20 protein-coding genes are annotated in these 24007 nt (G+C 50.4%); 8 read left to right on the top strand and 12 right to left on the bottom strand.

The features are described 5' to 3' along the window. Positions 1 to 149: 149 nt before the first annotated feature. The 4 genes from lysS to xerD all read right to left on the bottom strand — a co-directional run bounded on the left by lysS (position 150) and on the right by xerD (position 5520). Positions 150 to 1658, bottom strand: coding sequence for a lysine--tRNA ligase (gene lysS / locus BZG72_RS14580; protein ID WP_046075081.1), 1509 nt, complete (start codon positions 1656 to 1658; stop codon positions 150 to 152). Between the two features lie 26 nt (positions 1659 to 1684). Continuing rightward, a protein-coding gene (prfB, locus tag BZG72_RS14575; RefSeq protein WP_108743078.1) for a peptide chain release factor 2 occupies positions 1685 to 2783 on the bottom strand; the annotation gives its coding sequence in 2 pieces (ribosomal slippage) (positions 1685 to 2707 and positions 2709 to 2783; 1098 coding nt in all). A gap of 94 nt (positions 2784 to 2877) precedes the next feature. Continuing rightward, entirely contained in the window at positions 2878 to 4608 is a 1731-nt protein-coding gene (gene recJ / locus BZG72_RS14570) for a single-stranded-DNA-specific exonuclease RecJ (RefSeq protein ID WP_077667119.1), read from the bottom strand. Between the two features lie 21 nt (positions 4609 to 4629). Continuing rightward, positions 4630 to 5520, bottom strand: a complete 891-nt coding sequence (gene xerD, locus BZG72_RS14565) for a site-specific tyrosine recombinase XerD (RefSeq protein ID WP_077667118.1) — start codon at positions 5518 to 5520, stop codon at positions 4630 to 4632. A gap of 148 nt (positions 5521 to 5668) precedes the next feature. On the opposite strand from xerD, the gene fldB reads away from it, so the two are divergent. Further along, positions 5669 to 6187, top strand: coding sequence for a flavodoxin FldB (gene fldB / locus BZG72_RS14560; RefSeq protein WP_046075079.1), 519 nt, complete (start codon positions 5669 to 5671; stop codon positions 6185 to 6187). Between the two features lie 90 nt (positions 6188 to 6277). Here fldB and brnQ read toward each other — a convergent pair whose 3' ends face one another. Then, positions 6278 to 7585, bottom strand: coding sequence for a branched-chain amino acid transport system II carrier protein (gene brnQ / locus BZG72_RS14555; protein ID WP_077667117.1), 1308 nt, complete (start codon positions 7583 to 7585; stop codon positions 6278 to 6280). Positions 7586 to 7892: 307 nt separating this feature from the next. Between brnQ and BZG72_RS14550 the strand changes: the two genes are divergently transcribed. The 3 genes from BZG72_RS14550 (at position 7893) to BZG72_RS14540 (ending at position 11709) form a co-directional block, all read left to right on the top strand. Continuing rightward, positions 7893 to 8597: a tRNA1(Val) (adenine(37)-N6)-methyltransferase gene (locus BZG72_RS14550; RefSeq protein ID WP_158075485.1), complete on the top strand. Its 705-nt coding sequence runs from the start codon at positions 7893 to 7895 to the stop codon at positions 8595 to 8597. Positions 8598 to 8700: 103 nt separating this feature from the next. After that, on the top strand, positions 8701 to 9924 hold the full coding sequence (gene srmB, locus BZG72_RS14545; protein WP_046075077.1) for an ATP-dependent RNA helicase SrmB: 1224 nt from the start codon (positions 8701 to 8703) through the stop codon (positions 9922 to 9924). A gap of 237 nt (positions 9925 to 10161) precedes the next feature. Further along, positions 10162 to 11709: an alanine/glycine:cation symporter family protein gene (locus BZG72_RS14540; RefSeq protein ID WP_077459005.1), complete on the top strand. Its 1548-nt coding sequence runs from the start codon at positions 10162 to 10164 to the stop codon at positions 11707 to 11709. A gap of 74 nt (positions 11710 to 11783) precedes the next feature. Here BZG72_RS14540 and BZG72_RS14535 read toward each other — a convergent pair whose 3' ends face one another. Continuing rightward, entirely contained in the window at positions 11784 to 12482 is a 699-nt protein-coding gene (locus BZG72_RS14535; RefSeq protein ID WP_152799942.1) for an oxidative stress defense protein, read from the bottom strand. Between the two features lie 96 nt (positions 12483 to 12578). Beyond that, entirely contained in the window at positions 12579 to 13469 is an 891-nt protein-coding gene (locus BZG72_RS14530; RefSeq protein WP_077459003.1) for a LysR family transcriptional regulator ArgP, read from the bottom strand. A 157-nt stretch (positions 13470 to 13626) separates the two neighbouring features. Between BZG72_RS14530 and BZG72_RS14525 the strand changes: the two genes are divergently transcribed. Beyond that, entirely contained in the window at positions 13627 to 14217 is a 591-nt protein-coding gene (locus tag BZG72_RS14525; protein ID WP_077459013.1) for a LysE/ArgO family amino acid transporter, read from the top strand. Positions 14218 to 14273: 56 nt separating this feature from the next. Here the strand turns inward: BZG72_RS14525 and mscS are convergent, their stop codons facing one another. The 5 genes from mscS to BZG72_RS14500 all read right to left on the bottom strand — a co-directional run bounded on the left by mscS (position 14274) and on the right by BZG72_RS14500 (position 20949). Continuing rightward, positions 14274 to 15131, bottom strand: a complete 858-nt coding sequence (gene mscS, locus BZG72_RS14520; protein ID WP_046075073.1) for a small-conductance mechanosensitive channel MscS — start codon at positions 15129 to 15131, stop codon at positions 14274 to 14276. 171 nt (positions 15132 to 15302) lie between these two features. Beyond that, positions 15303 to 16379 carry a class II fructose-bisphosphate aldolase gene (fbaA, locus tag BZG72_RS14515; protein WP_046075072.1) on the bottom strand — a complete coding sequence of 359 codons (1077 nt, stop codon included), beginning with the start codon at positions 16377 to 16379 and terminating at the stop codon, positions 15303 to 15305. A gap of 153 nt (positions 16380 to 16532) precedes the next feature. After that, a complete protein-coding gene (locus BZG72_RS14510) occupies positions 16533 to 17699 on the bottom strand; it encodes a phosphoglycerate kinase (protein WP_046075071.1) in 1167 nt (388 codons plus the stop codon). A 72-nt stretch (positions 17700 to 17771) separates the two neighbouring features. Beyond that, positions 17772 to 18776 carry an erythrose-4-phosphate dehydrogenase gene (gene epd / locus BZG72_RS14505; protein ID WP_077459012.1) on the bottom strand — a complete coding sequence of 335 codons (1005 nt, stop codon included), beginning with the start codon at positions 18774 to 18776 and terminating at the stop codon, positions 17772 to 17774. A gap of 196 nt (positions 18777 to 18972) precedes the next feature. Beyond that, a complete protein-coding gene (locus BZG72_RS14500) occupies positions 18973 to 20949 on the bottom strand; it encodes a ligand-gated channel protein (protein WP_077667115.1) in 1977 nt (658 codons plus the stop codon). A gap of 160 nt (positions 20950 to 21109) precedes the next feature. On the opposite strand from BZG72_RS14500, the gene BZG72_RS14495 reads away from it, so the two are divergent. The 3 genes from BZG72_RS14495 to BZG72_RS14485 all read left to right on the top strand — a co-directional run bounded on the left by BZG72_RS14495 (position 21110) and on the right by BZG72_RS14485 (position 23979). Further along, on the top strand, positions 21110 to 22036 hold the full coding sequence (locus tag BZG72_RS14495; protein WP_046075070.1) for a LysR family transcriptional regulator: 927 nt from the start codon (positions 21110 to 21112) through the stop codon (positions 22034 to 22036). Between the two features lie 174 nt (positions 22037 to 22210). Then, entirely contained in the window at positions 22211 to 23365 is a 1155-nt protein-coding gene (metK, locus tag BZG72_RS14490) for a methionine adenosyltransferase (RefSeq protein ID WP_046075069.1), read from the top strand. 71 nt (positions 23366 to 23436) lie between these two features. Then, positions 23437 to 23979, top strand: a complete 543-nt coding sequence (locus BZG72_RS14485) for a SprT family zinc-dependent metalloprotease (protein ID WP_077578289.1) — start codon at positions 23437 to 23439, stop codon at positions 23977 to 23979. Positions 23980 to 24007 lie beyond the last annotated feature (28 nt).

The raw sequence follows: 24007 nt of genomic DNA, 5'->3' as shown, positions 1-24007 counted from the left end.
AAAGAGACATACGATGGGTTGTAATACGGATAATTGTAGCCAAATATCTGAAAAAGCCAGATAAAATATCGCAGGTTTATGAAAAGACAATGACGCAAGGCGCAAAAAAAGCGGCTCAATGAGCCGCTTGTTCTGTGGTCTGTCCAGTGTTAACTGCCTTGCTGTGGGCGCATGGCTGGGAACAAAATCACATCGCGAATTGTATGCGTGTTGGTGAATAACATCACCAATCGGTCAATACCAATTCCTTGTCCCGCCGTCGGTGGCAAACCATGCTCGAGTGCGTTGATATAATCCGCATCGTAGTACATAGCCTCATCATCACCGGCATCTTTCGCATCGACCTGAGCTTTGAAACGTTCATCTTGGTCTTCTGCGTCGTTAAGCTCCGAGAAGCCATTTGCCACTTCACGCCCACCGACGAAGAATTCAAAACGGTCGGTCACAAACGGGTTATCATCATTGCGACGCGCCAGCGGTGAAATATCGGCCGGATATTCGGTGATAAAGGTTGGCTGAATCAACTGTGGTTCAGCCGTCTCACCAAAGATCTCTTCCAGCAACTGCCCAGTCGTCCAGAATGACTCAACACTGATCTTGAGTGATTTCGCTATCGAGGCAAGGTGGTCACGATCTTGTACCGTCTCATACGTCAGCGCCTGAATATCAGCATGATCAGGGTTATATTGCTTGATAGCATCGAGCATGGTCATTCGCGGATAAGGCCCCGCGAAATTAATTTCATGCTCACCATAAGGCAACACAGACTGCCCCATCACGTCCAGCGCGACGCGAGAGAGCATGTCTTCCGTAAGATCCATCAGATCATTGTAATCGGCATACGCCATATAGAATTCCATCATCGTGAATTCTGGATTATGACGCGGTGAGAGCCCTTCATTACGGAAGTTACGGTTCACTTCAAACACACGCTCAAAGCCGCCGACAACCAAACGCTTTAAGTAAAGCTCTGGCGCCACACGTAAGTACATGTCGATATCAAGCGCATTATGGTGGGTGGTAAACGGACGCGCGGTCGCACCGCCTGGGATGACGTGCATCATCGGCGTTTCCACTTCCATAAAGTGTTTTTCCACCATGTAATTACGGATGGCGGTGACCACATTAGAGCGTACCTGGAAGGCGTGACGCGACTCTTCGTTGACAATCAGATCGACATAACGCTGACGATAGCGCAGCTCTTGGTCGGCCAGCCCATGAAATTTTTCCGGTAGCGGACGTAGGGCTTTCGTCAGCAGCTGGTAGCGCTCCATGTTGACATACAGATCGCCTTTTCCAGATTTATGTAGCGCACCGTGCACACCAATGATGTCACCGATATCTAAACCTTGGTACTCGGCTTTCAACGCCTTTTGCACGTCTTTTGACGCATAGGCTTGAATACGGCCCGAAACATCTTGCACCACCATAAATGGGCCACGTTTAGCCATGATGCGGCCCGCGATGGTCACTTTATGGTCAAGTGTTTCAAGTTCCGCTTTTTCTTTCTCGCCAAATTCAGCTTGCAAGTCAGCCGCTAGATGCTCACGACGGAAATCATTAGGATGGCCGTTTGCCTTGCAGTTTTCACGAATGTGAGTGAGCTTGGCGCGACGCTCGGCAATCAGCTTATTTTCATCTGGTAACTGGTCAGTCATAGAAAACCCTTTACATTAATTCGTCATTACAGGCCAGATTTGAGGCTGGCTTCAATAAATTTGTCCAAGTCGCCGTCGAGAACGGCCTGCGTGTTGCGGTTTTCAATACCGGTACGCAAGTCTTTGATGCGCGAATCATCTAATACGTAGGAGCGGATCTGACTGCCCCAACCGATATCTGATTTGGCGTCTTCGTTGGCTTGTTTTTCCGCGTTTTGCTTTTGTAGCTCAAGCTCAAACAACTTCGCACGCAGCTGTTTCATCGCTTGATCTTTGTTTTTATGCTGTGAACGATCGTTTTGGCACTGCACCACAGTGTTGGTCGGCACGTGGGTGATCCGAACCGCTGACTCGGTGGTGTTAACGTGCTGCCCACCCGCGCCAGAGGCACGGTACACATCAATCCGCAAATCTGATGGATTAATATCGATCTCAATGTTGTCATCGATTTCCGGATACACAAACGCCGAGGCAAACGAGGTATGGCGACGGCCCCCCGAGTCGAAAGGCGATTTACGCACAAGACGATGAACGCCCGTTTCAGTACGTAACCAGCCGTAGGCGTATTCACCGGTGATGCGTACTGTGGCAGACTTTAATCCAGCCACATCCCCTTCAGAGACTTCAATCACATCGGCTTTAAAACCTTTCGCATCCGCCCAGCGCAAGTACATGCGGAGCATCATGTTGGTCCAATCTTGCGCTTCGGTACCGCCTGACCCAGCTTGCAGGTCAATATAGCAATCAGACGCATCGTGCTCACCAGAAAACATACGGCGGAATTCTAGCTTGGTTAGCTTGGCTTCAAGCTCCACCAGCTCAGGTTCCACTTCGTCGAAGGTTTCTTGATCGTCTTCTTCGACCGCAAGCATCAACAGTTCGTTGACGTCTTCGCCGCCTTGAGTCAGTTGATCAATGGTTTCCACCACCGCTTCTAGTGAGGCGCGCTCTTTCCCTAGCGCTTGCGCACGTTGTGGCTCATTCCACACGTCCGGTTGTTCTAACTCGGCATTAACTTCTTCTAGACGCTCTTTCTTGGCATCATAGTCAAAGATACCCCCGAAGGACATCGGTACGTTCGGCGATATCGGCGAGGCGATTTTTGATTGGATTAATCTCAAACATGGTCAAGCATCTTCATTGTTAGCGGAAATTTAACCGCCGAATTTTAGCGAATTGTCGCGCCAATAAACAGGGCGTGATGGAAAAAGCCGCACATTTAAGCGGCTTCAAGGTGAGAGATGATCAACTGAGCGCTACGGTTTCCGCGAAACTCATTGATATCGAGGCGGTAAACGAGCCGTAGCGTCTTGGTGCTGGGATCCGGCCAGCGACGCAAATCAACATTAAAGGCAATGGCGTCAATCATGGTGCCACCGCCCTCGGGCTCGACCATCAATTTTAAGTGTTTTCCGCCCACCAGTTTTTGCTGCAGCACCTTAAAAATGCCATCGAACTGCGGCTCTGGGAAGCCTTGCCCCCAAGGGCCGCCTGCTTGAATGATTTCTGCTGTCTCTAACCCCAGTTCGTGACTTTGTAAGGGACCATCACTTAACAAGACACCTTTTAAGTCGTCCTCACTGATCTGCTCACGTACTTGGCTATCAAACTGCTTGGCGAACGTATCAAACTGTGCTTCGTCGATGGTCAATCCGGCCGCCATGGCATGGCCGCCAAACTTTTTAATTAATCCAGGGTTTAAGGTATCAATCCGCTCCAATGTATCGCGCATATGCAAACCAGGAATCGAACGCGCTGAGCCTTTTATCAGTCCATCACCACCATCGGCAAACGCAATCACAGGGCGGTGAAATTGATCTTTTAAGCGCGAGGCGAGGATCCCTATCACTCCCTGGTGCCAATCTCGCTGAAAAAGTGCCAGCCCCACCGGCAACTCACGCTCAGACTGCTCGGCAATCAAGCGCTCACACCAAGCCACGGCTTCTTGCTTCATTCCTTGCTCAATGTCTTTGCGGGTTTGATTGAGCGCATCCAACTCAGACGCCATGCGTCTGGCAGCATGAATGTTGTCGCATAGCAACAACTCAACCCCAAATGCCATGTCATCCAAACGCCCCGCGGCATTAATCCTCGGCCCCAATGCAAACCCGAAATCACTAGCGACAAGCGTGGCCATGTTGCGATTGGCAACCTCGATCAACGCTTGGATCCCTGGACGGCAACGCCCGGCGCGGATCCGCTGTAAGCCCTGGTGAACCAGGATACGGTTGTTACTGTCCAAGGCCACCACATCGGCGACCGTGCCCAGCGCCACCAAATCCAGCAAGTCGGCTAAGTTAGGGACGGTCAGTCCCTGCTGCTCAAACCACCCTTGGTCACGTAAATGCGCGCGCAGCGCCAGCATCAAATAAAAAGCAACCCCGACACCGGCAAGTGCCTTCGACGGAAAACCACAGTCATCAAGGTTAGGATTCACCATGGCATCGGCATTGGGCAATGTTTCTCCTGGGAGGTGGTGGTCAGTCACCACCACTTGCATGCCTAACGCTTTGGCGCGCGCCACACCCGTCAGCGATGACACCCCGTTGTCCACGGTCATGATAAGCTCTGCTCCCCGCTCAGCGGCTTGATCGACCACCTCTGGGCTTAAGCCGTACCCATCGTCAAAGCGGTTTGGCACCAAGTAATCGACGCGGGTGGCGCCCATCATGCGTAAGGCTTTGACGGAGAGTGCTGACGATGTCGCGCCATCGGCGTCGAAGTCACCCACAATCAAGATGGATTGATGAGCCTTTAGCGCCTCAGCCAGCAAGCTCACTGCGGTGTCGATCCCCGTTAACGCTTGATATTGATGCAATCCAGCCACACTTCGATTGAGCTCGCTGTCTGCTTGTAAGCCGCGGTTGGCGTATAAACGCTGCAGTAACGGCGGAATCGCATCGCTGAATGCCGGCGTAACCGACGGCGTACGTCTTTTTATTTCTATCATGAAGTTGTCACCAGTTCTCGATTAGCCGCGTGGGTGATGAATTTGATGCAGCTGTTTTAAACGTTCAGTCGCCACATGGGTATAGATTTGGGTCGTCGATAGGTCACTGTGTCCGAGTAACATCTGCACCACGCGTAAATCGGCCCCATGATTGAGCAAGTGGGTCGCAAACGCATGACGTAAAACATGGGGCGAGAGATCCTCTGTCTCAATCCCCGCCAGTTGCGCATAGTACTTGATGCGATGCCAAAAGGTTTGCCGTGTCATTTGACGGGCGCGTTTGCTTGGGAAAAACACATCGGTACTGGTTTCACCCAGCAATACCGGGCGACTATACGCCAAATAGTGCTCCAGCCAATCCACGGCCGACTCTCCCATCGGGACCAAACGTTCTTTGTCACCTTTACCGGACACCCGCACCACACCTTGGCGCAAGCTCACATTCTCCATCGTCAGCCCGATAAGCTCTGTCACACGCAAACCCGTCGCATATAACAGCTCCAACATGGCTTTATCTCTAAGCTCAAGGGGGTCGTCGGTATTCGGTGCCATTAATAGTGCATCGATTTGCTCTTCCGTCAGATCTTTCGGCAGCCGCTTGGGCTGCTTCGGACTGATTAGGGTGGCACTGGGGTCGTCTGGACGCAACTTCTGTCGATACAAGTATTGGAATAGGCGACGTAACGCCGACACCATACGGCTGCGAGTGCTAGACTGGTAGCCCTGCTCATGTAGCCAGTATTGGTAGTCTTGTAAGTCTTGCTTGCTCACCGCCACCAACGCGCGGGTGTCGAGCCAATGGCACAGCTTCAATAAATCTGTGCGATACGAATTCAACGTGTTTTCGGAAAGCCCACGCTCCATCCACATTGCATCCAAAAACTGCTCGATGCGTTCAATGTTATTCGTCACCTTCAACCCACTTGGTTATTAATCGAAAAAACCGCCCATCATCTGGGTAACGGACAGCGGCTATTATACAAAATGTCACCGTCAGTTGCTGGATCATATTGCCGGTGAGCAGGTAAACTGCGCCCATTACACACAAACGAGTCGCGCTATGAAAATCGGTCTTTTTTATGGTTCTACCACCTGCTATACCGAAATGGCCGCGGAGAAAATCCGTGACTTTATCGGTGATGATTTGGTCGAGCTACATAATGTCAAAGAAACACCGCTAGCCAAAATGGCAGATTACGACTTGCTGCTACTTGGGATCTCAACGTGGGATTTTGGTGAGCTACAAGAAGATTGGGAAGCGGTTTGGCAAGACATTGATAGCCTCCAACTAAACGGCAAAGTCATAGCCCTGTTTGGCTTGGGCGACCAAGAAGGATACGCCGAATGGTATTTGGATGCCATGGGCATGCTCCACCAGCAACTACAAGGCTGTGGCGCACAGTTTATTGGTTACTGGTCCACCGAAGGTTATCGTTTTGATGCCTCAAAAGCGGTGACCGAGGATGGCAAGCAATTTGTCGGTCTCGCCCTTGATGAAGACTCCGAGTACGAACTCAGTGACGAGCGGATTCAAAACTGGTGCGAGCAAGTGCTACTCGAGTATCAAGCCTTACTTTGAGCCTATCCCGGCTCGCGCTGGCCAATTAATGAGACAAAAAAACCGCGCCTCTCAGCGCGGTTTTTGTTCGCTATCATGCATCGGTCGATATCACGATGCGTCTGCTAACGCATTCGCCCGTGATCCAACAAACTTTGCCACGCCCATAGCCACCAATGTAGGTAGCAGCCAGGCCATACCGACATCGAATAGCGGTAGGAAGCTAAAGCCGCTCATGTCAGCGCCCATGACTTTTGCCGCATCGAGCAAGCTAAAGAGCAATGCCACGCCCAACACAAGGCGATAACCCACAGCCGGACTTGGCAACCAGCGACGAATAAACGTCAAACCAATCAGCGCAATCGCGACAGGATAAAGGGCAAACAGCACAGGGACAGAAATCGCAATCAGCTGCTTGAGACCCACATTGGCCACCACCGCACAGACAGTAGCCACGACAACCACCCAACGACGGTACGTCCATGATGTGAGCGAACTAAAGTAATCAGCACACGCACTCACCAACCCAATCACGGTCGTCAAACACGCTAAACCGATAATCGCCGCCAGGATCATTTGCCCAACCGGGCCAAACAGTGCATCCACGTAGGCGGCCATGATTTCGCCACCATTTTGCGTTCCCTGCGCCACCGCACTAGCCGTTGAGCCCAAGTAGAACAGCGACACATACACAAACGCCAGTCCAGCGGCGGCAATAATACCGGCATAAATCAGGTACATGCAGGTCGCTTTGTTGTCTTCGATACCTTTTTTACGGATCACATCGACAATCAACATGCCGAACATTAACGCCGCAAAGGTATCCATGGTGTTGTAACCTTCCAAAAAGCCAGTCGTCAGTGCGTTTTCAACATAGTTACCTTGCGCGGCCACCACTTCGCCTTGTGGGTTAACAATCACCGCGATAGCCAAAATCGCGAGCGCCGCGAAAAGCAAAGGTGTCAAGAATTTACCGATGGTATCAATCAGCTTGCCTTGAGAAAGAGAGAAAAACATCGCGACGGCAAAAAAGACCACAGAGAAAGCGCCCAGTTCTAGCTGCCCAGGAGCTGATAAAAAGGGTTTAAATCCAATCTCATAGGCGACAAGTCCGGCACGAGGCGCAGCAAAGGCGGGGCCAATAATGATAAAAATCAGCACGGCCATTAGTGTGGCAACACCTGTGGGTAAGTCACGCGTTAGGCCCTTCCAGCCTCCGCCTGCCACCGCAACCGCAATGATACCGATTAAAGGAAGACCGACGGCAGTGATCAAAAATCCGATCATTGCAGCCGTAAAGTGATCACCGGCCAACATGCCAGCTTGTGGGGGAAAGATTATATTTCCTGCGCCTAAGAAAAAGGCAAAGGTCATAAAACCTAACGCTAAAATATCTACTAATTTTAAACGCTTAGTCACGATGTATACCTACAGCTTAAGAGGGTGTTTGCAATCAATAATGTTTCACCCATCTGAAACGCTCAATTATAATATTTTGTTTCAGACGATGGGCAGAACGCAGAATAATGAAGAAGTTCATAGCCACAGTAAAGGCATTGACAAAAAACCTTGTGATCTTCTGCGTTAGCAATAACAATCAGCTCAATAAACTAGCTATTATGTTATCTGTGGTATTTTTTAACAAACAAACTCGATAACATCATGGTTACACAAAAGCAAAAAATGCTACCCCTTGATGCCGCTAAGTTGCCAGAGTGCAGGACAAATGAGCCAGTTTCGCTTTAAACAATTTGTTATCGACCACGGTGACTGTGGCATGAAAGTCAGTACGGATGGTGTACTACTGGGCGCGTGGTCTCAGCCTGGGACGGCGAGTAATAGCTTGGATATCGGAACGGGAACCGGTTTATTGGCATTGATGTTGGCACAACGTTTTCCATCCTTGTCGCTGACCGCGGTTGAGTATGATACGGCCGCGTTTCGCTGCGCCGAGCTAAATGTGAAACACTCATGCTTTGCTCGGCAAATCCAAGTACACCACGCTGATATCAACGCTTTTGAGCGCACGGAACAATGGCAACACATTGTTTGTAATCCGCCATACTTTACCAGTGGCGCCCCGTCCAGCAATCAACAGCGCGCGGTCGCTAGGCATGCAAATACCCTGAGCCATCCCGCACTTATCGCGTGCTTGCAAGGGTTACTTACCCCGACGGGGTGTGCCGATCTTATTTTGCCCAGTAAAGAGGCAGACGCGTTTATTCATTCTGCTCAGGGACAAGGCCTGTTCTTACGCCGGCAGCTATCCGTGCGCCCGACGCCGGATAAATCGCCTTCGCGCTTATTATTCACACTCTCGCCAACGACGGGCGCAGTCAGATCTGATACGATCGTGGTGCGCGAGAGAGATGGCGCTTATACGCAGGCATTCGCGGATCTGACACGCGCGTTTTACCTCAAACTCTCGTAATCCAAACCGAGCAGCGTCTCGCTATCATTGGCCTTGGGCGCGCTGCCCATTTACACTATTTACGTCTATAATACCGCGCTTAACTATCCTTGGAGAATTACCTGTGCGAAGCTTTGCCGAACTCGAGCTGGATCCAGAACTGCTCAGTGCACTTGACGATATGGGCTATCAGCGCCCTACGCTGATCCAATCTGAGGTTATCCCCCACGGTATGGATGGACGAGACATCCTTGCCTCCGCCCCAACGGGAACCGGCAAAACGGCGGCTTTTTTGCTGCCCATGTTGCAGCACTTACTCGACTTCCCGCGGCAAAAACCCGGGCCAGGACGCGTACTGGTTCTCACCCCCACGCGTGAATTAGCCATTCAGGTGGCTGATGAAGCGCGCGCATTAGCGAAAAATACCAGTCTTAAGATCTTCACCATCACCGGGGGCATTTCATACCAAGAGCACGCCGAGCAGTTGGGTAAAACACAGGATATTGTGGTGGCAACGCCTGGCCGTTTGATGGAGTACATTGAAGCCGAACGGTTCGATTGTCGCGCCGTTGAATGCCTGATCTTAGATGAGGCAGACCGGATGCTGGATATGGGGTTTGCGAATGCCGTCAATCGACTCTCTGATGAGTGCCAGCGCCGCCGTCAGACCATGCTCTTCTCCGCCACATTAGAAGGGCGCGGGGTAGCAGGCTTTACCGATAATTTGTTGGACAACCCTGAGTTGGTTGATGTCACACCACCACGCCGCGAGCGTAAAAAAATCACCCAGTGGTACCATCGCTGCGATGATCTTGACCATAAACGCGCCTTATTAAAGGCGATTGTCAGCGAACAGGCTGAACGAGCGATTGTGTTTATTAAAACACGTGAGCGCTTGGCGGAGCTTCGTGATTATATGCAGTCACAACAACTGGATTGCGCCTGGATCCAAGGTGAAATGCAACAAGCGAAGCGTAACAATGCGATCAACCGGTTTAGTGAAGGAAAAGTCAGTGTACTGCTGGCCACTGATGTTGCGGCACGCGGCATTGATGTCCCAGATATCACCCATGTGATCAACTATGATCTCCCACGCACGGCTGACGTCTATTTACACCGTATTGGTCGCACGGCTCGTGCGGGCAAAAAAGGCTCTGCCATTTCACTGGTCGAAGCCCATGATCAACCAATGATGGATAGGATCATGCGCTATATGGATGAAGAGATTAAAGAGCGAACCATTGCTAGCTTGAAGCCAAAACATAAAAAAGCAGAGCATAAGAAGAAAAAAAAGAAGCAAAGCGTTAAAAACTCGAGCAAAGTCAAAAAGCCCAAAAAACGCAAATAGAACTAGACATCTATCAGCCTCACTGACTGGCTGATATATAAGGAATTACTCAAGGAGGCCCGAAAAGGCCTCCTTTTTTTCGCTATCGACGTCCATTTTGTTGAGCACAAAACGATCAGATTCACACATCGCGCAATGCAATGACACAAAATATTAACAATTGCGCTGCAAATCAGTTTAAGATGCTAATCGCGATAACAACAAAACATGATGCAAACACAGTAGAAGGAACTCACTATGCAATCGTTTGTCGATTTCTTAAATAGCATCATATGGAGCCCGGTTCTGATTTACACCTGTTTGGGTGCGGGACTGTTCTATTCCATACTGACGCGCTTTGTTCAAATCCGTCACTTCACCGAAATGTGGCGACTCCTCTTTTCAGGGAAAAGCTCAACCAAAGGGATTTCTTCTTTCCAAGCCTTAGCAGTCTCACTCTCCGGCCGTGTCGGTACGGGTAATATTGCCGGCGTCGCCGCCGCTATCGGTTTTGGTGGCCCAGGTGCGGTCTTCTGGATGTGGGTCGTTGCTTTTCTCGGTGCGGCAACCGCCTATACCGAGTCAACATTGGCACAGATTTATAAAGAAGAAGACAATGGTGAGTTCCGTGGTGGCCCAGCTTACTACATCGAAAAAGCGATGGGACAAAAATGGTATGCCATCCTCTTCGCTCTCGCGACCTTACTCGCATGTGGTGTCATGCTACCTGGCGTGCAATCTAACGCCATTGGTAATGCCGTTGAAACCGCATTTGGCTCTGGCGCCATGGTTGATACCGCCATGTTTGGTGCGCTTGAAGTCTCGAAAGTGATTACCGGTGCCTTTATCTCTATCGTGCTCGGATTCATCATTTTCGGTGGTGTTAAACGTATTGCCCACTTTACGCAAATCGTCGTGCCTTTCATGGCACTGGCGTACATCATTATTGCGTTTGTCATCATCCTATTGAACATCAGTGAAATTCCCGCCGTGGTTTCTATGATCATCGGCGATGCCTTCACACCGATGGCAGGTGCGGGTGCAGCCATTGGTTGGGGGGTAAAACGTGGTGTTTACTCCAACGAAGCGGGTCAAGGGACAGGGCCACACGCGGCGGCGGCTGCCAACGTGGATCACCCGGCTCAGCAAGGCCTGGTTCAATCCTTCTCGGTTTACATCGATACCTTGCTGGTTTGCTCGGCAACCGCGTTTATGATCATCATCACCGGCGCTTACAACGTCCATGGTCCAGGTGAAGCCTATATCGTGCAAAACTTGGCGTCTTCGGTTGCGGCAAACAGCCCTGAGTTTACTCAGCTGGCGATTGAAGCGGCGATGCCTGGCTTAGGTAAACCCTTTATCGCCTTTGCACTCTTCTTCTTCGCCTTTACCACCATTTTGGCCTACTACTACATTGCCGAAACCAACATTGCTTACCTGCGTCGCACTATCAAGGTGCCAGGTATGATGTTTGCGCTGAAAGTGGTGCTGATGTCCGCCGTATTCTACGGCTGTGTGCGGAGTGCGAACTTGGCATGGGCGTTTGGTGATGCCGGTGTGGGTTTGATGGCATGGTTAAACATTGTTGGCATCATCATCATCTTCTTTATGTCTAAGCCAGCCCTTAAGGCGCTGAAAGATTATGAAGAGCAACAGGCCAGAGGGGTAGAAACCTACACCTTTGATCCGGTTAAGCTTGGCATCAAAAATGCCGATTACTGGGAACAACGTCTGGCGCGCCGTAATGGCAAGCAAGAAAGTGAAACCACCGATGCCGATGGCAAACCTATCAATCCAACGGCATAAGATTCAAACAGCGAATCAATGGTAAAAAAGGGCGCATCAGCGCCCTTTTTTGATCGTGTTGGCCAACGACGCTACTAGTCATCAAGGCGGAAAATAATATCGACTTGATCACGCACCTGCATGGTTGCATCTTGGTAGCTCGCCGCGACATCCGCGCTGCCGCTGCGCAGTTCGGCATTCATCATCACAGGACGTGGGTTGCTGGATCGATAGCGAATTTGCCAGACGCCATCAACACGCATATCCAGGCTTTTCGCGAGCGCCTCGGCTTTCTCTTTGGCGTCTTGTACCGCCGCCTCTCGGGCCTTGTCTTTCAAGGTGGCCTGCTCACTGCTGGTGAGCTGTACATGGCGAATACGGTTGATCCCCTCGCCTAAGGCACCATCTAGCACCGCATTCAATTTATCGAGCTGATTGAGTGTCACAGTAACGTGGCGTTCCGCACGGTAGCCAATCAGCTCAGGCGCTTTGTCTTTGGCGTGTTGATAACGCGGTGACAGCTGAATATGCGCACTCTCGATTTGTTCGCGCTTTACCCCTTGTGCCGACAGCCGATTGATAAACGCCGTGACCGCTTTGTCGGATGCGGCTTTCGCAGCTTTCGCCGTTTTACGCTCAGTGACCACGCCCACTTCAATGCTCGCCATGTCTGGCGCAGCGGTCACTTCCCCGACACCGGTAATGTCCAAGTGAGGAAAATCAATATTGGCCATCGCGGCGGGTGCCATCACTAAGGCCCCCGTCAGCCATACCATTGCTTTCAATTTTTGCATAATCTCTCCTTTGAGAAGGCAAGCGATAGATAGTAAGTAACGCTAGGTCAGACGCGAAAAAACACCAAAAGCTCCCCTATCAACGTCAATTTTGTGTCAATATTGAACCAGTGCTTGTTTCGCCGCTTGCTGACAAGCATGGGTAATCGCCGCTAACACACCACTTTCCATCGCCCAAAAATGCCAGTACAAATGCCGTGACTCCACTTTCCCCGGCATCACATCCACCAAGCGCCCGTCCGCTAACTGCGCTGACACCATAATCCGTGGGATCAAACAATACGCCATACTTTGCGATGCCATGGCCACAAATGCCTCCGAAGAGCGGACAATATGTCGGCGCCACCCCGCTGCGGGCATGGCATAATGAGCCGCTAGAAAATCCGCATGCATATCGTCATGTGCATCAAAAATCACTGCCGGCGCCGCCATTAACGCCTCTCTATCAATCCCATCAGAAAAGTATCGCTGAGCAAACGCTGGGGTAGCCACACAACTGTAGTCCATGGTACCCAAGTAACGACAATCACAGCCATGCATCGGCGTGGAGTCAGTGCTGATCGCCGCAATCGCTTCACCGCTGCGCATTTTATTGAGCGTACGGCTTTCATCTTCAACCAATAAATTAAAGTCAATCGCTTGATGGGCGGTCAGTGGCGCGAGGGCCGAAAGTAGCCAAGTCGCTAAACTATCCGCGTTGGTGGCAATGGAGACCGACAAGACTGACCCATCAATACCTGGTGCCAGCTCAGGCAAGGTTTCTTGCTCCAACAGTTGCACGCGTCGATAAAGACCCAGTAGACGCTGACCGATCGGCGTTGGCCGCGGAGGTTGCTCACGCACCATTACAGGCTGGGCGATTTGCCGCTCTAACTGCTTTATACGTTGAGAGACCGCAGATTGAGTAATGAACAGGGCCGCCGCCGCGCGTTCAAAACTTCCCCAAGAGATCACCGCATCTAACGCTTCTACTCCTCGATAATCCATCCTTGCGCCTCATTAGTTAAATTAATTAACCATAAATATAATTAAGTTCCTTTAATAGGCAATCCTGCTTAAAGTGAGGGTTATACCAGTAAAAAGAAGGAAGAACAGGGTGAGCAGCTTTCTCGTCGCACTTCAGGGCTTAGGATTAAGCCTAACCATGATTATTCCCATTGGCGCTCAGAATGCCTATGTAATTAACCAAGGTATCAGCCGTGAACACCATATGACCACAGCATCGATCTGCTTTATTTGCGATATTATTTTGATTTCAAGTGGTATTTTTGGCGGAGGGGCATTGTTAGCAAGCTACCCACTTCTGCTCAACACCATTACGCTCGCGGGGATCGCTTTTCTGAGTGTGTATGCATGGCAGTTTATCCAAAGCGCACGTCAGCACAACCAAGACGTGTCAATGGCGACACCCACCATGAGTCGAGGCCGTCGCGCGGTGATCATTGGTGCCTTGGCGGTGACCTTACTCAATCCGCATGTGTATCTCGATACCGTGGTAGTGTTAGGGGCAATTGGTGGCCAATTTGCGTTCGATGAACGCGTTGCCTTTACTGTCGGCGCCCTAATGGGATCGTGCCTTTGGTTTTACGGTTTATCAGCAGGGGCCGCGCGCTTGTCGCCGTGGCTCTCCACGCCCTCTATCCGGCGACTGCTCGACCTACTCATGGCGAGTATGATGTTATTCGTGGCCGGTAAGCTCGCACTTGGCCTGTACGCACGTTTACTGGCGGGTTAAAAAAGAGGGATGCGGCCAAACTGCCGCATCCATAATGACGGTCGCCCGCCGTGAGGTTACGCTTGACTCTCGCCGCGCTCGAAATGAACACTCATTTGCGGGAACGGAATTTCAATACCGTTTTCGTCCAGTGCTTCTTTGATGGTTGGCAACAGCTCAAAGTAAACACTCCAGTAGTCTTCTGTTTTCACCCAAGGGCGCACCACAAAATTGACCGATGAGTCGGCTAACGTCATCACCGCCACATTGGGCTCAGGGTCTTTCAGAATCAAGGGGTGTTGAGTGACGATATTGGTTAACACCGCTTTGGTTTTCTTCAAATCCGCGCTGTACGCTACGCCAATCGTCAAGTCAATGCGACGTGTCGCGTGCTTGGAATAGTTAGTGATTGGACTACTGATAACGGACCCGTTAGGAACCACCACCATTTTGTTGTCAGGGGTCGTGAGCACCGTAGAGAACACTTGAATGGACTCAACAGAGCCAGCGACTCCGGCCAATTCGACGTAATCGCCCGATTTGAACGGACGGAACATCACAATCAATACCCCGGCAGCAAAGTTGGCCAACGAGCCTTGTAAGGCAAGACCCACGGCTAAACCTGCGGCACCTAAGATGGCAATCACAGACGCCGTTTGCACACCCACGCGGCTTAATGCTGCAATTAAAACAATGACAAACAGTAAGTAACGCACCAAACCATGGATAAACTCCACCACCGCGTTATCCATGTTGCGCTTGCGCATGACACCCGCCATGGAGTTAGCTAAACCTTTAACTACAAGGTTACCAATCACCAAGATCAGTAGCGCGGAAATAATGTTCACCCCGTACTGCGTCAACAGATCTTGATTATCCATCAGCCAAGTCTGGGCCCATTTAGCGCCCTCTACCACTGTGTTTTCCTCACTCATTCACTTTCCCTCTTCAAGTTGGGATAAACGGTAACCCTATGTTAACAGCCTTTTACTGGTCGCTGTCTATCTCAATTACGCAAAATGTCTACCCAATGAGACGTGTCGCTATCACGCAGATATAAAAAAACCCGCCAAGCGGCGGGCTTTAATTCAACACTGTTGTGACGTTTACAGTACGTCAATCGCGTTGAGGTCTTTGAAAGCTTGCTCCAAGCGCGCAACCATCGACTCTTGACCTTTACGTAGCCAAACGCGTGGGTCATAGAATTTTTTGTTAGGCTGATCATCACCTTTCGGGTTACCGATTTGGCTTTGCAGGTAGCCTTCGTTGTCTTGGTAATACTGACGAATACCATCCCATGTAGCCCACTGGGTATCGGTATCGATGTTCATTTTGATCACACCGTAACCAATGGATTCTTGAATTTGCTCTTCTGAAGAACCCGAACCACCATGGAACACGAAATTCAGACCATTGGTCGGCAGACCAAATTTCTCTGAACAGTAAGCCTGTGATTCACGAAGAATTTCTGGCTTAAGTACCACGTTACCTGGCTTATAAACACCGTGAACGTTACCGAATGAAGCGGCAATGGTAAAACGAGGGCTTACAGCAGACAGTTTTTCGTACGCGTAAGCCACTTCTTCTGGTTTGGTGTAAAGGTCAGCCGTATCAACATCGCTGTTGTCCACGCCGTCTTCTTCACCACCAGTGATACCCAGTTCGATTTCTAGCGTCATGCCCATTTTGTCCATGCGCGCTAGGTATTCGGCACAGATTTCCATGTTCTCTTCTAGAGACTCTTCAGACAGGTCAATCATGTGAGAAGAGAAAAGCGGTTTACCGTGCTCTTTGAAGAAGGCTTCGCCAGCGTCAAGTAGACCATCAATCCAAGGCAGTAGTTTTTTCGCAGCGTGGTCAGTGTGCATGATCACCGGCACACCGTAGACTTCAGCCATGGCGTGAACGTACTTCGCACCGGCAACAGCGCCTTTAATTTGCGCTTCTTGGCCTTCTAGTTTCAGACCTTTGCCCGGGAAGAAACCCGCACCACCGTTAGAGAACTGAATAACCACTGGCGCTTTTACTTTCGCCGCGGCTTCCATCACTGCGTTGATTGAGTCAGTGTTAACCACGTTGACTGCAGGCAATGCAAACTTGTTCTCTTTGGCAACTTCAAATACTTTCTGAACGTCATCGCCAAAGATAACGCCAGGTTTTACAAAATCAAAAACTTTAGACATGGCTCTTGTCCTATTAACTCGGGTTGTCTTTGCTGAACTGAGTAAAGATGCCTGAAGCACCCTTATCAATCTGGTGCAATCGTTTACGACTCGGCCTATTGTAGTCAAACGAAAGCAAAAACGGGAGATGTCCCTCCCGTTTTATTATCTGGTTTATGCGTCTTTGGCGCGTGCTTCCAGCATTTCTACCGCTGGAAGAGGCTTGCCTTCAACAAACTCTAGGAACGCGCCGCCACCGGTTGAGATGTAAGACACGTCAGCTTGGATGCCAAACTTGTCAATCGCCGCGAGGGTATCGCCGCCACCTGCAACAGAGAAGCCTTCAGACTCCGCGATCGCTTTTGAAATGCCTGCTGTGCCCGCTTCAAAGTTCTTAAACTCAAAGACGCCAACAGGGCCATTCCACAGAATGGTTTTGGCATTTTTCAAAATGTCTGCCAATGCCTGGGTTGATTCAGGACCAAGGTCGAAAATCATGTCGTCGTCTTGCACATCTTCAACGCGCTTGATCTCTGCTTCCGCGTTTTCATCAAACGCTTTCGCACACGCAACGTCGGTAGCGACAGGAATATGGCACTCTTCCATTAAAGATTTCGCCGTATCCACTAAGTCCGCCTCATACAGCGACTTACCGACATTGTGACCGTCTGCTGCGATAAAGGTGTTCGCAATACCACCGCCCACAACCAGCTGGTCAGCAACGGTTGACAGTGATTTCAGCACCGTCAGTTTGGTAGACACTTTTGACCCACCCACAATGGCAACCATTGGGCGAGCAGGGTTGTCCATCGCTTTGCCTAACGCATCCAGCTCGTTGGCCAGCAGTGGACCGGCGCAAGCTACAGGCGCATGCGTGCCCACACCATGGGTTGACGCTTGCGCACGGTGCGCGGTGCCGAATGCATCCATCACGAAGATATCACACAGCGCTGCATACTTTTTAGAGAGCGCTTCGTCGTTCTTCTTTTCGCCTTTATTAAAGCGCACGTTCTCAAGCACCACCAGCTCACCGGCATTAAGCTCAAGACCGTCTAGATAGTCTTTAGCGAGGCTGACCTTACAATCCAGCGCATCATCAAGGTAGTTCACTACCGGTTGCAGTGAATACTGATCTTCAGGCTGACCTTCTTCAGGACGACCTAGGTGAGAGGTCACCATGACTTTTGCACCGGCTTCTAAGCAGTGCTTAATCGTAGGCAGTGATGCCAAAATACGTGCGTCAGAGGTCACTTTACCGTCTTTTACAGGCACGTTCAGATCAGCACGGATAAAAACACGCTTTCCGGCAAGATCTAAGTCGGTCATCTTAATTACAGACATATGGTCCTCGCTATAAGGTTGCAAATTGAAACTGATTTAATCAGGGCAACACCCCACCCACGCTTGCGTCTATTACGCCATGGCAAGTGTGGTATCTAACATTCGGTTGGCAAAACCCCACTCGTTATCGCACCAAACCAGCGTTTTAATCAGCTGGTGATCACTGACTCGTGTTTGCGATCCATCAACAATGGCGCTGTGTGAGTCGTGGTTAAAGTCGATCGATACCAAGGGCGCTTCGGTATAATCCAGTATACCGTCCAATGTACATCGAGATGCCGTCTGCAGAGCTTGATTTACGTCATTAACTTTCACTTTAGTACGTACAGTGACACTTAAATCCATCGCTGTCACGTTTATCGTCGGTACGCGCACCGAGATCGCTTCAAATTTGTCAGAAAATTTCGGAAAAATCCTACCAATTCCAACATGGAGTTTGGTATCCACCGGGATGATCGATTGGCTTGCGGTGCGCGTTCGGCGCAGATCTGAGTGATACGCATCAATCACCTGCTGGTCATTCATTGAAGAGTGAATGGTAGTGATAGTGCCGGACTCAATCCCAAAGTGTTCGTCCAAGGCTTTGATCACTGGGACGATACAATTGGTGGTGCATGAGCCATTAGAGACAATACGATCATCCGCGGTTAACGCATCATGGTTGACCCCGTAAATAACAGTACGGTCAACATCTTGGCTGGCGGGATGTGAAAACAAGACTTTTTTAGCACCTGCAGTAATATGAGCCTCACCGTCTTCTCGTGTGCCAAACTTGCCCGTGCAGTCCAAGACAATATCAACATCAAGGTCACGCCAAGGTAAAAGCTGAAGTTCAGGTAAGTGAAGCAGGCGAATGCTGTCGGTGGCGACAAACAAATGTTCTTGGTTATAGGAAACCGGCCAGCCGAACCGACCATGGCTTGAGTCATATTGCAGCAGATGCGCCATCGCCTCGGGCTCTGCGAGCTCATTAATCGCGACCACTTGAATGCGATCGTGCTTGCCACTTTCATACAGGGCCCGCAATACACTGCGCCCTATACGACCAAATCCATTAATTGCGACTCTTAATGCCATGTCCATCGGTGCTCGTTTAACGATGCCCCATAGTGTATCTCAAGCACGTAAAAGACGCACGTGTTGTGTGACTCTTCTCACGATACCTGGGAGTAAAATGCGGAAAAAAACGCCCGCCTGGTGATAGTCCGAGACGGGCGTGGCAGTGTTAGGAGTGTGGCAGTCTATGAAGTAACAACACGCCTTTTATCAATGACTAGAAGCTAACATTCAGTCCTAACCAATATCGACGTTCATCACTGATATAACCGTAGTCTTCATACTCCCGGGTTTTATCCAATAAGTTATAAACCGCGCCTTGCAGTTCAATGGCATCGCTGAGCTGATAGTTCATCCCAGCATCCACCAAGGTGTAACTTGGCTCTATATTGCTGCGAGAAGATGGACCTGTCACAGGATCCATTTCTTCGCCACGATAGGTCACACTCACCCAAGGATTCAGCCTTTCCGTGGCTTGCCAATTGACTTCACCATACGCGAGCTGCTGGGGAATTTGCGTTAAAGGCTGCCCCTTATAATCACCGGTTTTTTGCTCTGAATCGGTATAGGTATAGCTGGCACTCACATCGAGCGTCTCCGTGACTGGCACGAATAGGCTCGCTTCAACCCCTTGAGTGACCGCTTCGTCAACATTAATCCGATAGGTTGGATCTGAGCCAAATTGATTAGGGCCATCTGTACACACCGAGGTTGGGCAAGTCACTCGGGTGATCTTATCTTCAAAGTCATTATGGAATGCGGTTAACGAGCCACTGATCCCCGAATCGCCTTGGTAGTTGATACTGACTTCTGAGTTAACAGAGGTTTCGGGCTCCAGGTCGGGGTTGCCATAGATATTTCCCCCTCGACTCACTTGCGCCCAATTCGGGGCAATTTCGCGCAGTTGCGGTGAACGGAACCCGGTTGCCACGCCTCCTTTCACCACCCAGTCGCTGTTGAGTTGATACACGCCGTACACACGTGGGCTGGCGTGGTAGTCGTAGTTTTCATCATGATCGACACGTAACCCGAGGGTCAGACTAAATGGCTCAATCACACGCCACTCATCTTCGACAAATAAAGCCGCTTGTGTATTGTCAATCTCAGTTTGGCTCGACGCTTTATTAGAGGTAAAGTCCTCCAACTTCGCTTTGTTCACTGAGCCACCGACCGTCAAAGTGTGTGTTTCAAAATCACGAATGAGACGGGTTTTAAACTCGGTGTTCTTAATCGTCATTTCACGACTTTTATTGCGGCTTTGCTCGTACTGTAAGTGCGAATCTGACCAGCCCCACGTCCAATGCCCTTCATGCCCAAGGGCGATTGATTGCCGTCGATATTCATTGTTGCTGTTTTCACATTGGTTGCCTCGACACTGGCTATCATCCGTGGGAACGGTTTTGCCTACGTGGCCATTTCGCTCTTGCGAACTCGCGCCCAAGTCCAAGGTCCACTGTTGAAAATCGCTGGCATCATACGTCAACGAGGTAGAAAGACTACGTAAAGATTTCTCCTCGTAACCAGAGAGAATATCGTCTTCTTGGCGTTGAACGTTTTGACCCGATACCGTCATCCCTAGCTTATCGCTTAAGGCGCCAGAAAGGTAAAAATTGGCGCTTTGTTCATCGCCTGATGCGCGTTTTTCTTGAAGTAAGGTGCTTAATTGCACGTTGCCATGCCATTCATGTTGTTCACGACGAGTAATAATATTTATCACCCCACCGATGGCATCAGAGCCATACAAGGTCGACATCGGCCCCCGAATCACCTCGATACGCTCAATCGCTTGAAGGGGGGGCAACCAGCCTTGTTCAATACCAGGGCCATCGCTATTCGGACGTGTTTCTCGGCTCGTCATACGCTTTCCGTCCACCAGCATCAAGGTATACTTGGAGCCCATTCCACGAATGCTAATATCCTTGGTGTCACCGCCCCCTGTAACCACGACACCAGGAATACGCTTTAATGCGTCCGTGACATCACGATAATAACGATCTTCAAGTTGGTCACGGCTAATAACACTGATACTCGCTGGCGCCTTTGCCGTGGCTTGTTCAAACCCTGAGGCAGTGATCACCATGGTTTCCGTGTTTTGATCGCCTGCTTCTGCCGCATGAATGGCACTCACAGGCATACCGGCTAATACCATCCCGAGCACAACGGGACGAAGACAACTGGACRTAATCAACTCCATTTTATGATAATAATTATCATTTGCTCATTGAGAATTATTCACATAGATGCACAGACGCCTAGCCCCATAAAGGGAACATCTCGTTCCATTTATAGAACGAGATGATTTCTCTCCTTCTGGACAGCCGACGTGACGTCTTACTGGCGTTAAAAGGACAGTTATGCAGGATTTTTCTTCGATCCGTTCGTTTGCGGCTTTGTGCCATCATCAAAGCCTTACCGCTGCCGCCAAGGCATTGGGCCAACCCAAGTCAACGGTGAGTCGTCGCTTGGCTCAACTGGAAGCCGACCTAGGCCAGCCTCTAACGCAAAGACAAGGCAATAGACTGGTCTTAACAAAAGCGGGGGCGATATTTGCGCGATACTGCCATCAAATTCTTGAGTTAGCAGAAAAAAGCGAAGAGGCAATACAAGATTTAAATAATCATCTTCAAGGGGCGATAGAAGTGATTTGTCACCCCGGAATGATGCGCGGCTGGGCGGGTCCATTGATCAGTACTTTTCTCGCTGAGCACCCTCGAGTATCCATCACATTGACGAGTGAAGTCAGCGCACAACGTATTCAGTCGGCCGATCTTATCATCTGGGCAGGAGACATCATGCTGCCGGTCAATTGTCGCTCATATCAGCTCGGCCATTGGCAATATGGTATTTACGCTGCGCCAGACTATGTCAGCCAATATGGCCCGTTTACGCACCCTAGCATGCTCGATGAACACCCTTGGCTCGATGTATTTGCCCTTCGCCGGCAAGGATTGACGCTCTATGACCAAGACAACACCTATCACTTAAGCGCCATGCCTAGCCGCTTTAATTGCGACATGATAGCGATTCAGTTAGATGCCATCGCAGATGGGCAGGGCGTTGGATTGCTGCCGATTTGGAGCGCCACTGGCTATCAACACCATCATCCTGATAGAATCACGCGGTGTTTGCCCCAATGGGCCTCAGCGCCGGTTCCGTTGCGTCTTTACTGCAGCGCTGGCCGTCTTCCTCTGCGTGTCGAATCACTGGTGCACTGGCTGCAAGAAGCGGTTCCCTCACCTTGGTGTTCACTGAATCCGCAGCAAGCATGCCATGAGGTGTAAGCGTGCCTCAGCCAATTTTGCTATACCTTAAAGACACACCCATATGCATCAACTGACTTGCGTTTATCACAATTACGAATAAAATAGACGTCTAGAAGTTAAAACATCTGAGATGATCGGCGATGCCCTTTGTTACGTATCGCCAATCTCCTTGATAACCAATGAGAGTGTCACATGGCGAAGCACCTGTTTACCTCAGAGTCCGTCTCTGAAGGCCATCCTGATAAAATCGCAGATCAGATTTCTGATGCTGTTTTGGATGCCATCCTTGAGCAAGACCCCAAAGCACGCGTTGCCTGCGAAACCTATGTTAAAACTGGCATGGTAATGGTAGGCGGGGAAGTGACGACCTCGGCATGGGTCGATATCGAAGAGCTCACCCGTCAAACCGTTCAAGATATTGGTTATGTCCACTCTGATATGGGCTTTGATGCCAACTCTTGTGCAGTATTGAACACCATTGGTAAACAGTCGCCCGACATTAATCAAGGGGTTGACCGCGCCGATCCGAAAGATCAAGGGGCCGGGGACCAAGGGATCATGTTTGGCTTTGCCACCAACGAAACCAATGTGCTGATGCCTGCCCCCATCACCTATTCACACCGTTTGGTCGAGCGTCAGGCGCAAGTACGTAAAAACGGCACGTTAGACTGGTTACGCCCAGATGCGAAAAGCCAGGTCACCTTTGCGTATGACAACGGTAAAATTGCGGGTATTGATGCCGTCGTGCTCTCAACACAGCATTGCGACAGTATTTCAACCGACGATCTGCGCGAAGCGGTGATGGAAGAAATCATCAAGCCAGTATTGCCGGCACAATGGCTGACCAAAGACACCAAGTATTTCATTAACCCAACGGGCCGTTTTGTGATTGGCGGACCGATGGGCGATTGTGGTTTAACAGGCCGTAAAATCATTGTCGACACCTATGGCGGTGCAGCCCGTCACGGTGGCGGAGCTTTCTCGGGTAAAGACCCCTCAAAAGTGGATCGCTCTGCCGCGTATGCCGCGCGTTACGTGGCCAAAAACATTGTCGCCGCAGGTCTTGCTGATCGTTGTGAAATCCAGTTGTCTTACGCGATTGGCGTTGCGGAACCCACTTCTATCATGGTGGAGACCTTCGGTACCGAAAAAGTGGCCCCAGAAGTGATCACTAAAGCGGTTCGTGAACACTTCGACTTACGCCCGTATGGTTTGCAGGAAATGCTGGATTTATTACAACCCATCTATAAGCAAACGGCTGCATATGGCCACTTTGGTCGCGACATCTTCCCCTGGGAGAAAACCGACAAAGCAGCGCTATTGCGCGACTTTGCCAAGCTCGGGTAATCTCCACGTACTCATTGCTTGTAAGGGAAGCTTCGGCTTCCCTTTTTGATCGCCACTAGGATCGCCACACTATGTCTTCTGCTTCTGACGCATTCGCCTTTGACAAGACCGCTTGGTCACCTGATGCATTACAGCAAGCGGCTAACACGCGTGTTTACCAGTGTATTGATGCGGCTAATCGTCAATTAGGCACCCAGCTACACTATCCTGCGATTGGCTTCACACTACGGGGTCAATCCGCTGGCACCGCGCACCCCACGCAATGGCGTGTTAGGTTTAACCCAATCCTTTTACAGCAAGCACCGGAGACCTTTTTCGACGAAGTGATCCCTCATGAGGTCTGTCATTTGGTTACCTTTGCGCTATACGGTCGGGTAAAACCACATGGTCCTGAGTGGCGTTCGCTAATGAACCAGGTATTTAATGCCCCTGCCAATACCACCCACCAGCTTGATATCAGTGCCGTGCAAGGCAAAACCTTCGCGTACCAGTGTGAGTGTGGCCCTGTTGCCTTATCCATTCGCCGCCACAATAAAATACAGCGCGGACAAGCCACCTATCGCTGCAACCGCTGTCAACAGCCACTAGTGAGAAACCTTGACGCCTTAGAATAATTTGTTTTTTCACCACTCGACCCCATAT

Origin of the sequence: Salinivibrio sp. PR6 (genome assembly GCF_001995955.1) — a bacterium.
In the GTDB taxonomy this organism is placed as follows: domain Bacteria; phylum Pseudomonadota; class Gammaproteobacteria; order Enterobacterales; family Vibrionaceae; genus Salinivibrio; species Salinivibrio siamensis.
This window is presented reverse-complemented; position numbering and strand designations above follow the sequence as displayed.

Excerpts from the sequence above, each read along its gene's own strand:
- lysS (WP_046075081.1), bottom strand. The coding sequence starts at position 1,658 with ATGACTGACCAGTTACCAGATGAAAATAAGCTGATTGCCGAGCGTCGC.
- recJ (WP_077667119.1), bottom strand. The coding sequence starts at position 4,608 with ATGATAGAAATAAAAAGACGTACGCCGTCGGTTACGCCGGCATTCAGC.
- fldB (WP_046075079.1), top strand. The coding sequence starts at position 5,669 with ATGAAAATCGGTCTTTTTTATGGTTCTACCACCTGCTATACCGAAATG.
- BZG72_RS14550 (WP_158075485.1), top strand. The coding sequence starts at position 7,893 with ATGAGCCAGTTTCGCTTTAAACAATTTGTTATCGACCACGGTGACTGT.
- BZG72_RS14540 (WP_077459005.1), top strand. The coding sequence starts at position 10,162 with ATGCAATCGTTTGTCGATTTCTTAAATAGCATCATATGGAGCCCGGTT.
- BZG72_RS14535 (WP_152799942.1), bottom strand. The coding sequence starts at position 12,482 with ATGCAAAAATTGAAAGCAATGGTATGGCTGACGGGGGCCTTAGTGATG.
- BZG72_RS14530 (WP_077459003.1), bottom strand. The coding sequence starts at position 13,469 with ATGGATTATCGAGGAGTAGAAGCGTTAGATGCGGTGATCTCTTGGGGA.
- BZG72_RS14525 (WP_077459013.1), top strand. The coding sequence starts at position 13,627 with ATGATTATTCCCATTGGCGCTCAGAATGCCTATGTAATTAACCAAGGT.
- mscS (WP_046075073.1), bottom strand. The coding sequence starts at position 15,131 with ATGAGTGAGGAAAACACAGTGGTAGAGGGCGCTAAATGGGCCCAGACT.
- fbaA (WP_046075072.1), bottom strand. The coding sequence starts at position 16,379 with ATGTCTAAAGTTTTTGATTTTGTAAAACCTGGCGTTATCTTTGGCGAT.
- BZG72_RS14510 (WP_046075071.1), bottom strand. The coding sequence starts at position 17,699 with ATGTCTGTAATTAAGATGACCGACTTAGATCTTGCCGGAAAGCGTGTT.
- epd (WP_077459012.1), bottom strand. The coding sequence starts at position 18,776 with ATGGCATTAAGAGTCGCAATTAATGGATTTGGTCGTATAGGGCGCAGT.
- BZG72_RS14495 (WP_046075070.1), top strand. The coding sequence starts at position 21,110 with ATGCAGGATTTTTCTTCGATCCGTTCGTTTGCGGCTTTGTGCCATCAT.
- metK (WP_046075069.1), top strand. The coding sequence starts at position 22,211 with ATGGCGAAGCACCTGTTTACCTCAGAGTCCGTCTCTGAAGGCCATCCT.
- BZG72_RS14485 (WP_077578289.1), top strand. The coding sequence starts at position 23,437 with ATGTCTTCTGCTTCTGACGCATTCGCCTTTGACAAGACCGCTTGGTCA.